Annotated in this window: 18 protein-coding genes and 1 pseudogene; 5 read left to right on the forward strand and 14 right to left on the reverse strand. The window is 51.7% G+C overall.

What is annotated here, in order from left to right; all coding sequences use genetic code 11:
• Positions 1-24: 24 nt before the first annotated feature.
• Complete coding sequence (locus MCP_RS09640) at positions 25-1,278, reverse strand: UbiD family decarboxylase (RefSeq protein WP_012900656.1); 1,254 nt, start codon at positions 1,276-1,278, stop codon at positions 25-27.
• A gap of 104 nt (positions 1,279-1,382) precedes the next feature.
• Positions 1,383-2,903 (reverse strand): PAS domain S-box protein, encoded by a 1,521-nt coding sequence (locus tag MCP_RS09645; RefSeq protein ID WP_128567146.1) that lies wholly within the window; start codon positions 2,901-2,903, stop codon positions 1,383-1,385.
• A 297-nt stretch (positions 2,904-3,200) separates the two neighbouring features.
• Between MCP_RS09645 and MCP_RS09650 the strand changes: the two genes are divergently transcribed.
• Together MCP_RS09650 and MCP_RS09655 are read left to right on the forward strand one after the other, a co-directional pair.
• Complete coding sequence (locus tag MCP_RS09650) at positions 3,201-3,947, forward strand: HesA/MoeB/ThiF family protein (protein ID WP_012900658.1); 747 nt, start codon at positions 3,201-3,203, stop codon at positions 3,945-3,947.
• 249 nt (positions 3,948-4,196) lie between these two features.
• On the forward strand, positions 4,197-4,457 hold the full coding sequence (locus MCP_RS09655; RefSeq protein ID WP_012900659.1) for a hypothetical protein: 261 nt from the start codon (positions 4,197-4,199) through the stop codon (positions 4,455-4,457).
• Between the two features lie 10 nt (positions 4,458-4,467).
• On the opposite strand, the gene MCP_RS09660 is transcribed toward MCP_RS09655, so the two are convergent.
• The 4 genes from MCP_RS09660 to MCP_RS09675 all read right to left on the reverse strand — a co-directional run bounded on the left by MCP_RS09660 (position 4,468) and on the right by MCP_RS09675 (position 6,979).
• Positions 4,468-4,740, reverse strand: a complete 273-nt coding sequence (locus MCP_RS09660; protein ID WP_012900660.1) for a hypothetical protein — start codon at positions 4,738-4,740, stop codon at positions 4,468-4,470.
• Between the two features lie 102 nt (positions 4,741-4,842).
• The gene (locus MCP_RS09665; RefSeq protein WP_012900661.1) at positions 4,843-5,448 is read right to left on the reverse strand and encodes a UbiX family flavin prenyltransferase; all 606 of its coding nucleotides are present in this window, start codon (positions 5,446-5,448) and stop codon (positions 4,843-4,845) included.
• Positions 5,433-5,789, reverse strand: coding sequence for a hypothetical protein (locus MCP_RS09670; protein ID WP_012900662.1), 357 nt, complete (start codon positions 5,787-5,789; stop codon positions 5,433-5,435). Before MCP_RS09670 ends, MCP_RS09665 begins: the two co-directional genes overlap by 16 nt.
• Complete coding sequence (locus MCP_RS09675) at positions 5,789-6,979, reverse strand: HD domain-containing protein (RefSeq protein ID WP_012900663.1); 1,191 nt, start codon at positions 6,977-6,979, stop codon at positions 5,789-5,791. The genes MCP_RS09670 and MCP_RS09675 overlap by 1 nt, the downstream gene beginning before the upstream one ends.
• 118 nt (positions 6,980-7,097) lie before the next feature.
• Here MCP_RS09675 and cofD point away from each other — a divergent pair, with 118 nt between their 5' ends.
• Positions 7,098-7,991 carry a 2-phospho-L-lactate transferase gene (cofD, locus tag MCP_RS09680; protein WP_012900664.1) on the forward strand — a complete coding sequence of 298 codons (894 nt, stop codon included), beginning with the start codon at positions 7,098-7,100 and terminating at the stop codon, positions 7,989-7,991.
• Between the two features lie 569 nt (positions 7,992-8,560).
• Here the strand turns inward: cofD and MCP_RS09685 are convergent.
• A complete protein-coding gene (locus tag MCP_RS09685; protein ID WP_012900665.1) occupies positions 8,561-9,385 on the reverse strand; it encodes an ATP-binding protein in 825 nt (274 codons plus the stop codon).
• A 97-nt stretch (positions 9,386-9,482) separates the two neighbouring features.
• On the opposite strand from MCP_RS09685, the gene MCP_RS09690 reads away from it, so the two are divergent.
• A complete protein-coding gene (locus MCP_RS09690; RefSeq protein ID WP_012900666.1) occupies positions 9,483-10,013 on the forward strand; it encodes a DUF5817 domain-containing protein in 531 nt (176 codons plus the stop codon).
• Positions 10,014-10,017: 4 nt separating this feature from the next.
• On the opposite strand, the gene ablB is transcribed toward MCP_RS09690, so the two are convergent.
• From ablB to MCP_RS09705, 3 genes are all read right to left on the reverse strand, one after another.
• Positions 10,018-10,863 carry a putative beta-lysine N-acetyltransferase gene (gene ablB / locus MCP_RS09695; protein ID WP_012900667.1) on the reverse strand — a complete coding sequence of 282 codons (846 nt, stop codon included), beginning with the start codon at positions 10,861-10,863 and terminating at the stop codon, positions 10,018-10,020.
• On the reverse strand, positions 10,853-12,160 hold the full coding sequence (gene ablA, locus MCP_RS09700; RefSeq protein WP_012900668.1) for a lysine 2,3-aminomutase: 1,308 nt from the start codon (positions 12,158-12,160) through the stop codon (positions 10,853-10,855). Before ablA ends, ablB begins: the two co-directional genes overlap by 11 nt.
• Positions 12,161-12,591: 431 nt before the next feature.
• The gene (locus tag MCP_RS09705) at positions 12,592-12,822 is read right to left on the reverse strand and encodes an Lrp/AsnC ligand binding domain-containing protein (protein WP_012900669.1); all 231 of its coding nucleotides are present in this window, start codon (positions 12,820-12,822) and stop codon (positions 12,592-12,594) included.
• A 260-nt stretch (positions 12,823-13,082) separates the two neighbouring features.
• Here MCP_RS09705 and MCP_RS09710 point away from each other — a divergent pair, with 260 nt between their 5' ends.
• Entirely contained in the window at positions 13,083-13,580 is a 498-nt protein-coding gene (locus tag MCP_RS09710; protein WP_012900670.1) for a DUF5788 family protein, read from the forward strand.
• A gap of 27 nt (positions 13,581-13,607) precedes the next feature.
• Here MCP_RS09710 and MCP_RS09715 read toward each other — a convergent pair whose 3' ends face one another.
• The 4 genes and pseudogenes from MCP_RS09715 to MCP_RS09730 all read right to left on the reverse strand — a co-directional run bounded on the left by MCP_RS09715 (position 13,608) and on the right by MCP_RS09730 (position 17,611).
• Complete coding sequence (locus MCP_RS09715) at positions 13,608-13,895, reverse strand: hypothetical protein (RefSeq protein ID WP_128567147.1); 288 nt, start codon at positions 13,893-13,895, stop codon at positions 13,608-13,610.
• Between the two features lie 467 nt (positions 13,896-14,362).
• Positions 14,363-15,537, reverse strand: a pseudogene (locus tag MCP_RS09720) (IS3 family transposase).
• A 265-nt stretch (positions 15,538-15,802) separates the two neighbouring features.
• Positions 15,803-17,101, reverse strand: a complete 1,299-nt coding sequence (mmp10, locus tag MCP_RS09725) for a methyl coenzyme M reductase-arginine methyltransferase Mmp10 (protein ID WP_012900672.1) — start codon at positions 17,099-17,101, stop codon at positions 15,803-15,805.
• 123 nt (positions 17,102-17,224) lie between these two features.
• Positions 17,225-17,611, reverse strand: a complete 387-nt coding sequence (locus MCP_RS09730) for a type IV pilin (RefSeq protein ID WP_012900673.1) — start codon at positions 17,609-17,611, stop codon at positions 17,225-17,227.
• Positions 17,612-17,839: the final 228 nt, after the last annotated feature.

Raw genomic sequence — 17,839 nt, forward strand, 5'->3', positions numbered from 1 at the left:
TTCCGCCGGAGTACAAAGGCGCTATTATATCTTAGCCCTTTCGTATTTATCGCTGGCCTTCAGGGGCTTGGTGGCGTCGATGCCCATCTTGCTGGTGATGTTGTCCTCGGACACGGGGTCAAGCGAGCTCCCCCTGACGTTGGAGACGATCATCACGTCCCTGTCGGCCTTGGTGCGGGTGGCGATGGCGTATTCGACGTCCGCCGTGTCGAAGATGTTGATGTCGGTGTCGACCACAACGACGTGCTTGAGGCTCGTGTGGGCCGCGAAGGCGGCCATGATGGCGTTCTTGCCGTCGCCCTCGGTCTGCTTCTCGATCTGGACGATGGCGTGCAGGTAGCAGCATCCGCCCTCGGTCAGGACGACATTCTTGACTTTCGTGACGTTGGCCACGGCATTGTATATTAAAGGCTCGTAGGGCACGCCCATGAGGAGCTTGTGCTCGTTGCCCCCGGGCAGGATGCCATGGTAGATGGGGTCTTTCCTCATCATCATGTTGTTTAAATGGATGACAGGCTCGGGCCGGATATGGTCGTAGGAGCCGGTGATATCGACGAAGGGGCCTTCCTTGACCTTTTCAGAGGGGTCGATGTAGCCTTCCAGGACTATCTCTCCGTGGGGGACTTCCACCCCGTTGTCCAGCGTGACCAGTTCGAGAGGCTCTCCCTTGAGGGCGGCCGCGTATTCCCATTCCCTTTTCGGCGGGACCCTCGTGGAGGCGGCGAACACGGTGACCGGGTCTACACCAATGACAATGCCCACAGGCAATGGCTCATTCTTAGCCGCAGCCTCCTTCTGCATGACGTAGGTATGGCGGGGAGGCACAAGCCTGGCGGCCAGCGTATTATCGTTGACGACCATGAGCCGGTGAATGGAAGCGTTATACATGTCCTTATACTTCGAGACGACGATGCCGGCCGTGATGTACGCGCCGCCGTCCTTCTTGAAGTGCTTCATGATCGGGAGCCGGGATAGATTAGCTTTTGACTTGACCTCGAACATCGGCGAATGATCGACGTGTTTGACCTCGCCGTTATAACCGGTTGAAGTCAGCTTGTTGATGATGTTATCGGGCGAGACGCCCAGGGCCCGGGCGAACGTCTCCCGGGAGTTCATGACGTTCATGGCTGCCCGCATGCCGTTGCAGTCGTTGAACAGGACCGGGCGCCGGTCCTGGTACGCGTACCTCGGCGCCTCGAATATAGGCGATATCGGCTTGTTGATCTCCTGCAGGTTCCCTTCTTTTTTCAGCCAGTCTAAAAATTCTCGTAGACCCATTGTCCGAACTCCTCGATGAACGCTATATTGTCAGAAAACGCCCGTTTCGTTGATATATTTTGTTATTCGGCGCCGTATAATACCGACGCGATAAAATATTAAATCTATCGGTTTGCTATGGGAAGCGTTACCACGAACCGGGCGCCCTTCGAAAAGTCCCCGTTTACGCGGTCCTCGACCCAGAATTCGCCGTTAAAGTCCTCCAGGAGCATTTTAATGAGGCAGAGGCCGAAGCCCTTGCCCCTCGACTTCGTATGCGTGAGGTCGAGCTCCAGCAGGGTCTGCTTCATCTGGTCCGTGATGCCGGGGCCGTTATCCTCGACGGAGACGCCCACGTATTCCTTTCCGGCCTTCACGACCCGGTATAAGCTGATATTGATCGTCAGGTCCCCCGTGGAGTGCTTAATCGCGTTGCCCACCAGGTTAATGAATACGTCCTTGAGAAGGTCGTTGGCCTTGACCGTGAAGCCTTTCACGGGAGTAAAATCGATCCTCACGCGCCTGCCGGGAGTATCCAGGTGCTGTTCCACTACATCGCTTAATACCGTGCTGACGTCCATGATCCTGGGCTCGTACAGGCCCCGCTTCTCCCGCTGGATCTTCCGCACGTTATCGATGAGCAGGGAGCTGTTCTTGATGGAATCCATGGCCTTATCCAGTAAATAGAGATTGTCGGAGGTCAGTTTGCCTTCGTACTCGATGATGTTGCGGGCTAGCTCCATGAACCCCAGGGTGATCTGGTTCATGTTATTGATATCGTGGCCCATAAGGTCCACGTACAGCTCGCTCTCGGCCATCGCATTTCGTAAGATGCTATCGGCCTGTATGCGGTCAGTGATGTCCCGGACCTGCTCGACGGTGCCCGCCACGTCCCCGTCGTCATTGACCAGCGGGTAGGCGTAAAGCTCCTTCCACCCGATGAGGTCGTGCACGACCTCGCGCTGCATGCTTTTTTCCCGGACCGCCCGGATGCTCGGGCAGTTCTCGCATGGCTCGTTTCGCCCATGGAAGAGCCGATAGCATTTTTTCCCCACGAGGTCCCTGCCGTGCCACTTTTCAATGGTCGGGTTATGCCGTACGACGTTCAGGTCTATATCGAGGACTGTGAGGCCGTCCTGTATACAGTTGAAAATATTGTTCAGGAGCGCCTGGCTTTTACGGAGCGAATCTGCCGCCCTCTGGCGCTCGGTGATATCCCTCGCGATACCGACGATCGCTTTTTCCCCGTCGAGGATGATGCCTCGTGAGTTGACCTCCAGCGGGAACGTGCTCCCATCCTTTCGCCGGTGTACCGTCTGGTATACGCAGCCATACTTGTAGCACCGCTCCAGCATGCCCGGCAATTTTTTTCGTTCTTCATCGGTCCGCAGCATGGCGATGTTCATGGACGGGAGCTCGTCCCTGGAGTACCCGTAGGCCCTGACGGCCGCGTCGTTGACTTCGATGATGCTGCCGTCGAGGCGGAGAAAATAGGCGATATCCTGGATGCTGTCGAAAAGAAAATGATATTTATCCGCATCCGCGGTCTTCACTAAAGCCTGCGCCCCCTGCCGCTGCTCAGCTAAAAGCTGCTCTTTTGCCTTACAGGCATCGGATTGGCGGGCGGGACTATTATCCAGACTCATAATTACATGCTAAAAGAGATTAGTATAAATTATATTAATATTTTTAGGTCTATATAACGATAAATAAAATAGCTTTGGCTTAGTGGGAAAGAAGAAAAAATGAGAGCCAACGTCCGGAGTCGAACCGGATTAGGATTGCTCTGCAGGCAATTGCATGGCCGCTCTGCCACGTTGGCGAGTTTTGCAACAGTGTACATACATTTTTTCTATTTAAATCTGTTGATATCGGCATAAAGGGATACAAACGCTGAATTAATCAACATTAATATTATCCATCACGCCGTACAATTATTGAGTATGCCGCAGCGAGAGCTTAACGATTATGACCTCAAAAGATACGACAGACAGATAATTCTCCGGGGATTCGGCGAGGAAGGGCAAAAGAAGCTTAAGAATACGCGGGTTTTTGTGGCGGGATGCGGAGGCCTGGGGAGTCCAATCGCTTACTACCTGGCCGCTGCAGGGTTCGGTCACCTCGTTCTTGTGGACATGGATGTCGTCGACCTGAGCAATTTGAACCGCCAGATCCTTCACTGGGACGAGAATATCGGGGAGCTTAAGGTGAAAAGCGCTTACGAGAAGCTCTCCCGGCTCAACCCGGAGATCGAGCTTACTCCCCTGAACATGGAGATCACCGGGGATAACGTCTATGAGCTGACGGAAGGCTGCGACATCATCATGGACGCCATGGACAACTTCCCCGCCCGGTACATGCTCAACCGGGCGTCGCTAAAACACGGAATACCGTTCATACACGCCTCCATCTGGGGCATGGAGGGCCGCCTGACGACGCTCGTCCCGGGAAAGACGCCATGCCTGGAGTGCATCTTCCCGAATGCCCCCCCTAAGGAGAAGTTCCCCGTTCTCGGGGCCACGGCGGGCGTGCTGGGCACGCTGCAGGTCACTGAGGCCGTTAAGGTCATCCTTGGCACAGGCGAGCCGCTGCTCAACCGGCTGCTCGTCTACGACGGCGAGTACATGGAGTTCCACGAGATCTGTATCGATAAGAACCCGGATTGCCCGGCCTGCAGGCATATGGAATAATTTATTCGATAATACGTCATAAATCGAAATATTTCTATCTATTTTAGAAAAAACTGGTGGTTTTAGGGTAATCAATCGAAATATTTATCAAGCGCTTGTTATATATAATTAATAAAAATTCCGTAGTGGCCCGGTATCTTCCCGGCCACCCGGGAAAAGGGGGCAAAACATATCGAGCTATATCAGGCTATAGCCTTACTCGTCGTAGTAGGGTGCATCATAGTCCTGCTCTGGCTATTTCAAAATGCCATGGGCGGGACGGCTTCGAAGACTCTCATCAGCTATGAGGCACTCGCCCTCATGCTCATCATCATTTTTTCGCTCATCGGGGATTACTTCTTATTCCAGGGCGAACTATTGATCAGGCCCATTTTCGGCCAGAACGCAGTGGAGCGGATACACTATGTTTATGATAACATGGGCAACGATATGAAAATATATCTCGTTTCTCTGATGTCGTTCATCGTGATCTGCCTGTTCCTGGTGTTATACTATATTTCTAAAAAATAGGCCACAACCACTAAAATATCGAGCGCTCATCGATCGGTAAAACATATTCATTCGTATCGACGGGCCGGCTTTTAATGCGCCAGACGCCGTCAAAATAAATTTCGACCGTAGCCCCGATCCCGTATTCTTTTTCTAAGAACGGGATCTGTCGTCTATCGATGGGCACTTTGATCAACGTCCCCTCGACGTTCACCAGAATATTGGCATCATTGACGAGCGGGTTCCAGTGTTTCTTGATACCTTTAAAAATGCCTGTAGCTACCGCTCCAGTATCATGATGCACATTTGCGCCCCCTCGTTAATATCCGTTATTGGCTCGAGTGCCCATAAACGTTTGCTTTCTTGTACGAGCCGATAACATGCTGGCGGTTTTGAGCTTATGGCTTTACCGTATCTTATGTGGTGTGGAGGGTAATACGTCCTGCTTTTTCTGCTTCTGGCCCCAGCGCTGGTACACGTCGTTATCGATGCCTAGCTGATCCAGGATCCGCCCGACGACGTTGTCGACCAGATCGTCGATCGTCTTTGGCTTGTTGTAGAACCCGGGGCTTGCCGGCATGATCACGGCCCCCGCCTGCTTTAGCTTTACCATGTTCTCGAGATGAATGAGGTTGAGGGGCATTTCGCGGGGCACGATGATGAGCTTGCGGCCCTCCTTGAGCGTTACGTCCGCGGCACGGCCGATGAGGGTGTCCGCGTAGCCGTTCGCCACCCCGGCCATCGTCTTCATGGTGCAGGGCACGATGACCATGGCGTCCCAGCGGTATGAGCCGCTCGCGATGGGCGATAAAAAGTCGTTATCCTCATAATGGAAAGTAGCTTTCTTCAGCAGCGAGCTCACGCTCGTGTCCGTCTCGATCTCGACCAGTTCCCGTGCCTCCTGCGAAAGCACCAGGTGCGTCTCCTCGTTGCCCTCTAGGACCTCTAACAGCCGGATGCCGTACTGCACCCCGCTGGCGCCGGTCATCGCGATGATCAGTCTTTTTTGCATAGTTCACCCGCCAGTGCGCTTATCAGCTCGTCGCAGAGCCTCAGCGTTTCATCTATTTCTTCTTTCGTGATATTATCGTAATGTATGCCTGCCACGATAACGACTGTTTTGTTTAGCTTTTTTGCCAATTTTTCCGCTGCGCCCTTTACTACGCGGTCTTCCCTGTGCGCCGGGACTGTGATGACTGAGGATGTGGCGACTCCTTCGGACTTTATTCCGACCGCCACGGCCCCGATATGCGCCTTACCGCCCGTGATGGCCACGAGCAGGTCGTCGCCCACGTCGACCGCTTTCAGGGACACCGCAATGCGGCCCGATGAGTTCGAGAACAGCCGCTCCATCAAACGACCTCGAGCTTACTCTGCTTCGGCACCTTTTCAACGTTAAAGTAATCCCTGGCGATGCGGCCGACCTTCTCCCGGTATTCGGGCAGCGTGTAAACACCCATGCGCCAGTCGCTCGAATAGGACTCTTCCATGATCTTCACTAGATTTGACACGTCGTCCAAATATTTCAACTGGTCATTTTCCATGAGCACCGTGGCGTTGCGCTCCCTGAAGTCGGGTATCTTCGGGATGTCGATGAGCACGTAGCCGCTGTCGATGCCCGCCATGCGGGCGATCTCGCGCTCGATATCCTTATGTATCCTGGTGTAGCGGACGATGCTCCTGTCGACGGAATCGAATCCGACGTACAGCGCCCTCTTGAAGAGGTTCCGCGAGTTCAGGCGGCCGATCATTTCTGCCGAATATTTGTTGAAGTGCCTCATGCGCTCGTTGAGCTCGTAATCGTCCATGAGCTGTAGCTCGAAGGCGTTCATGTCTCCCTCGCTGATGGCGGCGTCGATGCCGTGGACGAACATGGAGCCCGCGATGCGCCCGACGTGGTGGTCGTATACGGAGGGATACATTAAAAACCGGGACATCAGCAGCGATTCGGCGGATTTGAGGCCCCGGTAGTACAGGACGATGTTGTTGTCGTAGAAGCGGATGTTCCGCAAGAGGTGCTCGTAGTCGACGATGCCGTAGGCGACGCCCGTGTAATAGGAATCGCGGATGAGGTAGTCCATCCGGTCCACGTCTAGCGAGCCCGTGATGATCTGCCCGACCTTCGTTTTCCCCTGGATGTGGCTCGATATGGCCGAGGGCTTGATGCCGTACTCGTCCAGGATAGTAGCGATCTCGGGATTTTCCAGTAAGAATAAGACATCGTCGTGCTTGCGGCGGGTGTACTCCTCGATAATGTCCTCGCTGTCGTGGGAATAGGGGCCGTGGCCGATGTCGTGGAGCAGCGCCGCGATCTCGATCTCCCGGCGTTCTTCCTCGGAAAGCTCGGAGCCCAGCCTGCTTGCGAGATAATAGGTGCCAAGGGAGTGCTCAAACCGAGTGTGGTTGGCTCCCGGGTAGACGAGGTTCGTCCAGCCGAGCTGCTTGACGTTGCGGAGGCGCTGCACTATGCGCGTGTCGAGCAACTTTTCAATGTGAGGTGAAATTTCGATGTAACCGTGTATGGGGTCTCTAATGGGACTCATAGGCATGCTCATGCTTGTTTTATTTTAATACATCTTAGTAGGCGCCGTTAATGATAAACTTGTCCTTCGGCCCGATTCTAAATCCTTATTTAGAAAGGGCGCCTAGATATCTGCTGTTATGTTATCCATCTTATCTGGCGGCACGGGAACCCCCAAGCTACTGAGGGGCTTCAAGGACAGCGAAGACATCTCGGTCATCGTGAACACGGCGGAGGACGTGTGGGTCTCCGGCAACAAGGTAACGCCGGACGTCGACTCGGTCATGTATACTGTCGCTGGCATCATCGACGACAAGAAATGGTGGGGGATCAAGGGCGATACTTTCAACACGTTCAAGGCTCTCGAGGAGATGGGCTATTTCGAGGAGATCATGCTCGGCGACCGGGACCGGGCCACCTGCATCTACCGTACCGATGTGATCAACAGCGGCAGCACGCTGACTGAAGCCACTAAGGACCTATGTAACGTTTTCCAGATAAAGATGAACGTCCTGCCCATGAGCGAATACGATATAACGTCCGTTATCAGTACGCCCCTGGGCGACATGCACTTCCAGGACTTCTGGGTGGGCATGCACGGCGAGCCTGATGTCTCCGCAGTAAGGCTTATGGGGCAATTGCTGCCCACGCCCGAGGTCATGGATGCCCTGAACGCCTCGGATGATATATTCATCGGGCCCAGCAATCCTATCACCAGCATCGGGCCCATTCTGTCTTTAGAAGGCGTGCGAGAGACATTGCAGATCAAGTTCGTTATCGCCGTCAGCCCCTTCATCGGCGACCAACCCATCAGCGGCCCGGCCGCAAAGCTCATGAAGGCCAGGGGACTGGAGCCTTCAACGAAGGGAGTGGCAGAGTTTTACAAGGATATCGTCGATATACTCATCGTGGATGAGCGTGATAAGACCGACCTCTCGGGCTACGATTTTGAGGTGGACCATTACGATACGCTGATGACGAGTGTGGAGAAGAGCAAGGCACTTGCCGATTTCATGCTGAGTAAGTGCGTATAATATACCGTGTTCCCATGGGCGCTGATTTGTTCGGTCGGTATCACAAACATCACTAAATGAATTAAAACACGAATTTTTTTTAAGATTTTACTCACGAAGCCTCTAATGCTCTAAAACACCGTCAATGCCCGAACTCTCCAAGCCACAGGGCAGTGCTCGAATTACACTAATGCTCCAACCCGAAAGGAAAGCCCGAAAGCTCGAAAACACGTTTGAAACTCGAAACAGCCATGCACAAACACTCTAAAAGCCCGGTCGTTTCCCATTAGGTCAGTTTGTAATGGCTTGGTGCCGTTAGCGGTTTAGCCGTGCTTTGGAGTGTTCGTGCTCCATCGTTTAGCGTTTCAAACGTGCATTCGTGCTTTAGAGCCTTCGTTTCGGGTTAGAGGCTTCGAGAATTCGAGCACTGCCCTGTGGCTTGGAGAGTTCGGGCATTGACGGTGAGTTCGAGGCTTAGAGGCTTCGTGAGTAAAATTATAAAAAAGAATTAGGGAGTTAATTCCTTTTGAGAGGTTCGTGATACCGACCGAACTAATCAGCGAGCGCGCATACACGCTTTAAGATATGAGTTACTCTACTTCTCCCTGTATCGTGATCGTCTTCTCGCTCACCGGGATATTCTTCGCAGACTTTTCAAGTGCACGATCAACTACATAGCGCACGCCGCTGCAGCATGGAACTTCCATGTGTGCGACCAGGATGGATTTGATCGTGTGGCTGGAGAAGATATCTGCAAGTTTCTCGACATAACCGTCGATGTCCGAATCCAGCTTCGGGCAGAAGATGATGACGATGCGGCCACGCACGAACTCTTCGTGGAATTCCGCATAGGCGAAGGGAACGCAGTCCGCAGTGATGAGCAGATCAGCATTATCAAAATACGATGCCGCAGGATTCAGGAGCTTGAGCTGGATAGGCCATTGTCGAAGCTCGGACCCAGAATTTCCAGAAGGCTTCGGGCCTGGAGTAGTTAGTTTCCGCGGGATGCTCCTCACTGCAGAGCCCGGGCAAGCTCCGAAATTCGGGTGGCCGCCGTGCATACTGCCAGGAACGGGGATCTTAAGCTCCTTAAGGTATTCGACCGCCTGGTCATACAGGTCAGTCTGCCCGTGACCCTTAAGATGCTCGAGGTGGGCCTTGATAACGGGCATGCCCTGCTTCACGATATTCTCCATTACTTTCTTTTCATCATAGGGCTCGGCCTCTCGCTCAATGACACAGATAGCGCCTTGGGGGCAGGTACCGATGCAGGCGCCGAGGCCGTCGCAGAAGAGGTCGCTTATTAGTCGCGCCTTCCCCTCGATGAGCTGAATGGCGCCCTCCGGGCAGTCAGGGATGCACTCGCCACATCCCGTGCATTTTTCATTGTCGATACTGATGATCTTACGTTTCACAGTTATTTCGTATGTTCACGAACATAAAATGTTTCCGGTTAATAGGTTCAACCCGCCCTGTCAAGCTTTTTATACTGGCCCGGCCATTTTTATGACCATGCCGAAGTTCGCCGTCGTCGTTTGCCCCCACTGCAAGAACGCTTTCATCATGGAGCCCGGCCATAAGACAGTATCGTGCCGTAGCTGCAATAAGAGGCTGGAGGCCTCGCGGCTCAAGGTCTTTTTCGCGTCCGACGACTTCAAGGAAGCCCAGGCGGCCCGGGGCTCCGTCGTGGCCGGCATATCAGGCGACACGGCCGCCTTCGAAGAAGCGCTACCCGGCATTGGCAGGGACGTCATGGAACGCATTGGCGAGGACGTCCAGGAACAGCGATACATGGAAGACAAGCGCAAGGTCAACGAGAAGATGGACGAAGAGGCCCGTAAGACCAAAAAGAAGGGGCAGCAGGCCATCCTCAGGGATACGTTCGAAGAGCTCGCTGAAAACGGCGACATCGACATCGAAGAGTACTGGAAAAAAATATCCTTCAGCGGCATCGACCGCCTCAAGTTCGACAAGTGGGTGGAGAAGCTCGTCGAGACGGGAGTAGCCTATTCTCCTCGATTCGGGTACCTGAGAAAAAGCTGAGGGCTTAAGTGGCCCCCAGCGGCTTGTACCAGACGTTCATGCTCTCGTAGGCGCCGCAAATGTTCGTATTATTCACCAGCCTCCCGCCGTAGGCGTATCCAGCTCGCGAGAATACCTTGTTCATCGGATAAGACGTGGCCCGGGCGATGGTATAGGACAGCTTCATTCCCTCGGCTGCCATGCTCTCCTCCATCTTTTTCAGGAGGAACGCCGAGATGCCTTTACTCCTGTGGCCCTCGAGCGTGGCGAAGTCCGTCATCTCGACGTTCTTCTGCTCATGGTCCATCTCTGCCGATGCTGCGCCCACCATCCTGCCCTTCATGCACATGAAGTAGTACTTTACGTTCTCGCCCATAGACTTCTTAATGTATTCGGCGTCCATGATCGGGAACGGGTATGTGCTGAAGGTCCGGCGGTAGAGCCCGGCAAGCTCCTTCGCATCGTCGGGATCCGCTGTGTGGAAGGTGAAATGCTCCTTAAGTGCCGGCACCTTGAACCATTCGGAGAAGGCTTTCGCTTCGGCGAGCACGTTCTCGAGCAGGCCGCTCCTCTTATCGACGGACCGGGTCCAGTCGGTATACTTCGCCATAAAGTAGCCGCCCTCGATGCCGTTGAAGAAGCCTGGCACGTAGGCTTCGATGCCGTAGCCGGCCTTGATGAATGTATCCAGGGCATAGCCGGGCACCTTGACGAATATCTTCGAGTACGAGTTTTCCAGGGCCATGTCGTAGAGCCGGTGCACGATACGGGGCATATCGTCTTTGGCCAGCCGCATGACGTATATGCGGTCATTGTGGTTGCCGTGCTGGACGACGGACTGCCCGAGCCTCATGATGATGTCACGCATCATATCGCCTCCCTATGCGCCTATTGTTCGAAGGTATGATCGATATGGTCTCATCCCTGTCGGACAGGAGCCTGGCAATGCCGACCTCGTTTTCTGAGCTCACATCGTCGTGCTGTAGATGGCATGCCTGGCAGTTGCCGTCGCACTTCGCCGCCTTATAGGCGTCGGGCTCGGTGTAAGTGGTGATGACGCCCTCGTAGTTTCTCATGACGACTTTGTTCGTGGCGCTTGAGATCAGGTAGTTGGGCATCACGGGTATCTTCCCTCCGCCGCCGGGAGCGTCCACGACGTACGTGGGCACGGCGAATCCGCTCGTGTGCCCCACCAAGTTCTCGATGATCTCGATGCCCTTGGATACCGAAGTACGGAAGTGTGAGAGGCCCTCCGAGAGGTCGCACTGGAACATGTAATAGGGCCTAACACGGTTCTGTACCAGTTTCTGGAAGAGCTTCTTCATTATCTGCGGGCAGTCGTTCACGCCCGCCAGCAGGACGCACTGGTTCCCCAGAGGAATGCCGGCATCGGCCAGCTTACGCAAAGCTTCACGGGATGCCGGCGTCACCTCCTTCGGGTGGTTGAAATGCGTGTTGATCCACAGAGGGTGGTGGCCCTTCAGCATTTCCACCAGATCATCGGTAATGCGGCAGGGGAGCACGACTGGCACTCTCGTGCCGATGCGTACTACCTCTACGTGCGGGATGTTGTCCAGCTCGCTTAATATCCAGTCGAGGTAGTCGTCAGGTAACATCAGCGGGTCGCCGCCCGAGAGGAGCACATCCCGAATGGACGGGTTATCCCGGATGTAGTCGATGCCCTTGAGGATCGTCTCCCTGTCCGGGATATAGTCCACGTTGCCTACTTTCCTCTTCCTTGTGCAGTGGCGGCAGTACATGGCGCAGACGTTGCTTACGAGGAAAAGCACCCGGTCCGGGTACCTGTGGGTAATACCTGGCACCGGGCTGTCCTCTTCTTCCGCCAGGGGGTCGACCATGTCGCACTTCTCGACGTTTAATTCCTCGGGCGAGGGAAAACACTGCTTATATACCGGATCGTTCTTCATGTCCGCAGTATCGATGAGCGAAAGATAGTATGGAGTTATGTTGAGCGGAAAGTGCTCGATGGTCTTTTCGAGCTCCCTGCGTTCTTCTCTGTTGAAGTGTACTCCAGTGAGCTCCTCGAATGAGGGTATGTCCCGGACCGCGTGCCTCATCTGCCATTTCCAGTCGTTCCATTGCCTTACGGCGGCCCCCGGGTCTATTTTCTTTGCCAGCCCTACCTGTTTTATTAATAAACTGACCAATTTGTCACCTTCCTTGTAATTGGTTGCTGATTAATGGGTTGATTTGAGGGTTCAAATATTTTTTCGTGTTTAGCCAACTTTAATAATTGATGAGGTATGGCAGTTTAATTTGGTTGTTATTGAGTTAATATGTTGAATAATTCTATCCTCTCACTTGCCCGGATAAGCCCGTGAAGAGGCACAAGCCCGCGAAGACTGTTTCGAGCCCGAAGACCGCTAAGCTGGCGCGAAGACCGCGAAGACTATCTTAAAGAATTAATATAGCATTTTTAACATTTAAAATGAGTAAATTAACTATCTTTTAATGAAGCTTCGCGGTCTTCGCGTACGCTTCGCGGCCTTTGCGCTCGTATAGTCTTCGCGGGCTTGTGCCTCTTCGCGGGCTTGGTTCTGCCCGGTAAATATGTTAAAAATAATTAAGCAGCTTGCGCCTAAAGCTCGGCACCGATGATGGTCTTAGTCGAAGTGACCATATCGTTTTCCCGAATCGTGTCGACGGTCTTGTTGATCTCGGACAGGCTCCCCACGTCGATGATGGCGATAAAGTCGTACTCTCCGAACACGTGGAAGACCTCCCTGACGCCGGCGATCTTGGTGAGCACGTTGTAGACGGCCCTCTCCTCGCCGGGTATGACGGTGATCATAGTGACTCCGATAACCATAGTTACACCTACCTATGAATTAATGCCTCATTATATAGAGTTTATCATCGCTTTTCCAGTGCTGCATCCAGAGCCGGCGCCCCTCTGCAGACGCCATCGTAGTCCCGTGAGTCAATATTAAAGTAGCCATAATAATCCCATAATGGCCTCCTTATGGTTATTTTTATGACTTATATTGCTTATATGCGTAAGATTTTATGAAAAATATTAATAAGTAAAAAAGCCTCTTACATCTACCGCTTCGGCCATGAGGTCGTCCCTTGAACGAGAATGTGCCTAATTCCTGCCCGCTGAACTATGCGGGTATACCTTCGGGAGGCAAGCTTACGGATGAAGAGCGTAAGCATCTAGAAGCTAAGCTCTCCCGGCTACTGGAATGGGTCGGGGCCTGGGTGCCCGACGAGATCGTTCTTGAAGGGAAAAAATTACCGCTCCACGAGATCATCTGGAACATCGTTAAGAAAGATAAGCTGACCGATAGCGAATTAGAGCTGTTGTTAAGCCTGGAAAAAAAGCTGAATGAAAAGTACCGGCAGGATCTGGCGAATATCAAATACAGGGATACCACGGAAGACCAGGCGATCAAAGATTTCTGCGAGGCCATCGGCCTTCTTCGGGCACTCGTTACCCTGAGGGATATCGAGAAAAAAGAGGAGAAAAAAGAGGAAAAGGATGATGTCATTCTTAAAATGCGTGAAAACTCAAAAGAGCAGGCCCTGTACTGGATGGGTTTCCTAAAACGGTTCAATGTTTTGTGATCGAGCTTTTGTTAAAATAAGCAGGCCTCAGGGGGTCAGAATACCCTCCATCCCGGGCCCGCACGCCAGCCTCATCCTTTCTAGCTGTTTTTCTACTTCTTCTATGGTCCGGCCATGCTCTCGCCTGAATGCGTCTTCGTCGTTCCAGCGCCGGACCGTTGTTCTTTTCCAGTCCTCGAGCATTGTCCCGCCCCGGTCCACCTTATGCCATATGTGGACGTTGGTCTTTCGATGGTAGTGCTGAAAATTGTATTTCGGTGTTTTTACGTGGGCCGCGTGCGGGCGATTTAGCTTAATATCGGGATCTTTAAGCAAGTGACACAATATATTATGAAAAATCAGAACCAGTACAAAATTGAGATGATCAGTAATAATAAAATCTCTGCAGAGTTCGCTCTTTTATTGAATTCCTTCGATGCGACTCACGTACTGCCATTCGGTTTTGCAACACGAAGACCCTAAATTCCTTTTTAGATTTTACGAACACTAAATCATGAAGACACTGTAAACACAATTAAGCCATGAAAACTCAAAGGCACTATTAAGTGAAATAAAACACCAAGCTCACGGTTATTAAGACACTAACGAACGACGTAAGCCACGAAGTGCCACAAAAATAAGACAAATAGATTAACTATAGTTATAGCGATCGATGCAACGCTATTATCGATACCAATTTTGAAAACGATAGGCAACTTAATGGTACCTGGGCTGGCGTTCCCTTTTTGTCTTATTTTGGTGGCACTTCGTGGTGGAGTGCTTCCATAAAAGTAGACAGTTAGTTAAGGCACAATGTTCGTATTTAATGTTTTCTCGTATTCGATTGGTGATTGGTATCCTATTGACGAGTGTAATCGTTTTTGGTTGTACACTTCGTCGATGAACCGTTCGATGTTCTCCATTGCGTCCTTGAACGTCTCGTACTCGTTCAGGTATACCTCCTCGTACTTCAGGGTCTTCATGAAGCTCTCGGCGAACGCGTTATCATACGGATTGCCACGCCGGCTCATGCTAACCCGGATACCGTGCTCAAGGAGGCATTCAACGTACTCCTTAGAGGCGTACTGGACTCCCTGATCGCTATGATGAACCAGGCCGCCTAACTCCGTCCTCCTGGTCTCCAGTGCATTATGCAATGCTCCCAGCGTCAGCCTCGTATCGATACTGTGGCTGAGCTGCCAGCCAACGCACCGTCTGCTGTACACGTCTATCACTACGGCCAGGTACACGAACTCCCTGGACAACTGGATGTACGTGATGTCGGCCACCCACAACTGGTTAATACCTGAAACCCTCATGCCCCCGGCCAGGTTCTCGTACACTGGTTTATCGTGATTCGAGTCAGTGGTGCATACCCGGTACCGTCTTCTCACACACAACAGGTTGTACTGTCTCATCAGCATGTACACCTTTTTCCTACTAACAATGAACCCACGGTTGCCCAACTCCACCCAGGCTCGCCTATACCCATACCTCGGATAGTCGAGAGCTATCCGCTGGATCTCTTCAGTGATCAACAAATCAGACTCCGTGGGCTGTATCATGTTTCGAGTATGCAACCACCTGTAATACCCGCTCCTGCTGACCCCCATCAATTCCACAGCCCTCGATACCGGAAGACTGCCACGGCACTCCAGTATGCTCATATACGATCCCTCCCTCGATCTTCCTCCCGTTTCTTCATGTTGGCCAACGCTCTTTTTAAAAAATCGTTCTCCGCATACAACTGGCCCACAAGCCTCTCCAACTCCCTCGTACGATTCTCATCCACGCGAGCCTTACCCTTACCCTGAAACGCGTCAGGATTCTCCTCATGCTCCCTCTTCCACCTGGCAACAAGAAACCGAGTGAGATCGTACTCCCTGCACACCTCTGCCACGCTCTTACCGCCTTTAAGCTCCCGCAACACCTGAAGCTTGAACTCCCGCGAAAACCTCCGCCGCTCAACTCTTCCCATACAATCATACCTCATAGCAGATGTGCCTTAACTACCTGTCCACAAAAAAGGGAGCAGTCCATGGCTTACGTCGTTCGTTAGTGTCTTAATAACCGCGTCTTAGCGGCTTAATTCGCTTAATAGGGCCTTTGAGTTTTCATGGCTTAATTGTGTTTACAGTGCTTTCACGATTTAGTGTTAAAACTCTAAAAAGAAGAATTTCATGTCTTCGTGTTGTAAAACCGAGGGTCTGTACATGAGTCGCAAACACTGCACAGAAATAAATTTACTTTTTCTTTTTCGTGACGGATTTTTTTACCGGAGCTTTAGTGACACTGCTTACTTTCTTCACTTTTTGTGGCGGCAGACCAATCGCGTTTATAATATCGATAAGCTCAGTAAAAGCACATACCTCGAAGTCGATGATCTCGTCTTTCGTCATGCTGATGGTCATCTCGCCATCCGCTGTCAAACGATCCGGACCCCTGCGCACAAGACGATCAACACCATCCTTCGTTAATAGCTCCTCGATCTCTTTGTCATGCACTAAAGCCCGTCCAGGGAAGATGACGGTCTCTTTTACGTCTTTGAGGTCGATGCCTTCGATGTCCTTTATGGTGATGAGGCATGCGATGTCCTTTTTGACGGGCACGACGTTCACACTGCTGCCCAGTTTCGTGAATATTTCCTGGATGAGCGGCGCTGCGATGGAGCCCGAAATGAGGGTCGCTTCCTTGGTGAGTTTGGGTAATTTCAGGAGCTTCTTGGGCTCGTTGCGTATGGCGAATGGGGAGCCCAGCTTCGGGTCGCCCAACGGCGTGCCCGTGACGCGGAACTTGTACTTCGAGGCGATGTCCTTTACGATGCCCTCGAATTCCTGGATGGTGTGTGGCTTGACGCCCTTGATGAGGGGCGCGTTGTTCAGGATGAGGCCCTGCTCCTCGGAGTTGGCGAAGCGCATTAAGATGACGCCTTTGACACCCCATTTTTGGAGGAGGTCGCACGTCTTGATCAAGTCTTCGCCGTCGTTGACACCCGGGATGAGGACCGACGCCGCATAAACATCACAGGACTTACAGAAGCGCTTGAGGGCCTCGAGCGACTCTTCGGGGTGTTTGTCGTTCATGTACTCCTTGCGGAGCTTCGTGGTGGCCGAGAATACGGTGAAGGTGACCTCTGTGACGCCGTTCTCGATGTAGAAGTCGGCATCATCCGCACTATCAAAGCCCTTACCGCTTGTATAGCCGAGGTGGATGGGAAGGCCGGTCTGGCTGAGGAACGCGACGAGCTCCTTCAGCTCGGGGTAGCAGCTAACGTCGCCGCCGCCGCTGATGGTGATCTTGTCGGCGTTGCGGTTGAACATGAGCGCGCCCATGACGTCGGAGGTGACCATGGGGAGAGGCTTGAAGCCGGGGTACTGCTCTTTTATGCCTCTGGTGCAATAGTCGCAACCCTTCTGGAAGGGGAGGCAATGCTTACAGCCGAAAGCTGGAACTTCCTTGACTAGCTTGAAATAACAATATTTGCAAAAGCCCCGGCAGTCCTTACCAGGACTGCCGCCCACGTCCGCGAGGATTTCAACCATGATGAATCTGAGAGATGAGTTGTGCTCTGAAGAAATAAAGCTTTTTAGATTGGGTGAAATTGTAAAAAAAATCAGTAAAAAAATTAGCTATCGACAGTTTATCAATCTAAAAAATTTAATTGATTATAATATACCATCATATATTACTTTAGGCGTTTCCTGGTAGCATATTGCGGTAACTACGACGTGTGCACCAGCATTTGCGTTAAAAACTTCTGTGGATCCGATATTTTCGTCCAGATTGCCGCATGGAACTTCAATATCATTAATCACAACTCTAAATGGAGTGGTTGTATCGAGAATTTCTAAATCGCCGCCAGAATTAGTTAGGGTTATTGTCGTAGTATCTACTCTCTGAGCTGTAACAACAACATTTTTCGGTTGTCTTATATCTTGAGCTAAACCATAGGCATATGAAGCCATTATACTTGCAATAATAATCGTCAATGCGGCAATTAGAATAACAGCGAGTACATCAGAAATACCTTCATCATCAATAATCAGTGGCATAATACAATCGTATGTAAAGCGAATACTTATATTTATCTTATTATAGTATAACAAAATTATATAATAAAAATAAAAAAAGAAATTTTTGATGATTACAGGATTTATAATAAATAAATTGCATTACTAAATCATTTGTTGATTATATGGATAGGAAAATATGCGATATGATAATCAGACCATGATAATAGTGATATTTTATATGAATCATATAAATCTATAAAATCGCGA

It is taken from the genome of Methanocella paludicola SANAE, from assembly GCF_000011005.1.
GTDB lineage: Archaea > Halobacteriota > Methanocellia > Methanocellales > Methanocellaceae > Methanocella > Methanocella paludicola.

Bases quoted from the DNA above. Each gene is read 5' to 3' on its own strand.
- MCP_RS09640 (WP_012900656.1), bottom strand. From the start codon at position 1,278: ATGGGTCTACGAGAATTTTTAGACTGGCTGAAAAAAGAAGGGAACCTG.
- MCP_RS09645 (WP_128567146.1), bottom strand. From the start codon at position 2,903: ATGAGTCTGGATAATAGTCCCGCCCGCCAATCCGATGCCTGTAAGGCA.
- MCP_RS09650 (WP_012900658.1), top strand. From the start codon at position 3,201: ATGCCGCAGCGAGAGCTTAACGATTATGACCTCAAAAGATACGACAGA.
- MCP_RS09655 (WP_012900659.1), top strand. From the start codon at position 4,197: ATGGGCGGGACGGCTTCGAAGACTCTCATCAGCTATGAGGCACTCGCC.
- MCP_RS09665 (WP_012900661.1), bottom strand. From the start codon at position 5,448: ATGCAAAAAAGACTGATCATCGCGATGACCGGCGCCAGCGGGGTGCAG.
- MCP_RS09670 (WP_012900662.1), bottom strand. From the start codon at position 5,789: ATGGAGCGGCTGTTCTCGAACTCATCGGGCCGCATTGCGGTGTCCCTG.
- MCP_RS09675 (WP_012900663.1), bottom strand. From the start codon at position 6,979: ATGAGTCCCATTAGAGACCCCATACACGGTTACATCGAAATTTCACCT.
- cofD (WP_012900664.1), top strand. From the start codon at position 7,098: ATGTTATCCATCTTATCTGGCGGCACGGGAACCCCCAAGCTACTGAGG.
- MCP_RS09690 (WP_012900666.1), top strand. From the start codon at position 9,483: ATGCCGAAGTTCGCCGTCGTCGTTTGCCCCCACTGCAAGAACGCTTTC.
- ablB (WP_012900667.1), bottom strand. From the start codon at position 10,863: ATGATGCGTGACATCATCATGAGGCTCGGGCAGTCCGTCGTCCAGCAC.
- MCP_RS09705 (WP_012900669.1), bottom strand. From the start codon at position 12,822: ATGGTTATCGGAGTCACTATGATCACCGTCATACCCGGCGAGGAGAGG.
- mmp10 (WP_012900672.1), bottom strand. From the start codon at position 17,101: ATGGTTGAAATCCTCGCGGACGTGGGCGGCAGTCCTGGTAAGGACTGC.
- MCP_RS09730 (WP_012900673.1), bottom strand. From the start codon at position 17,611: ATGCCACTGATTATTGATGATGAAGGTATTTCTGATGTACTCGCTGTT.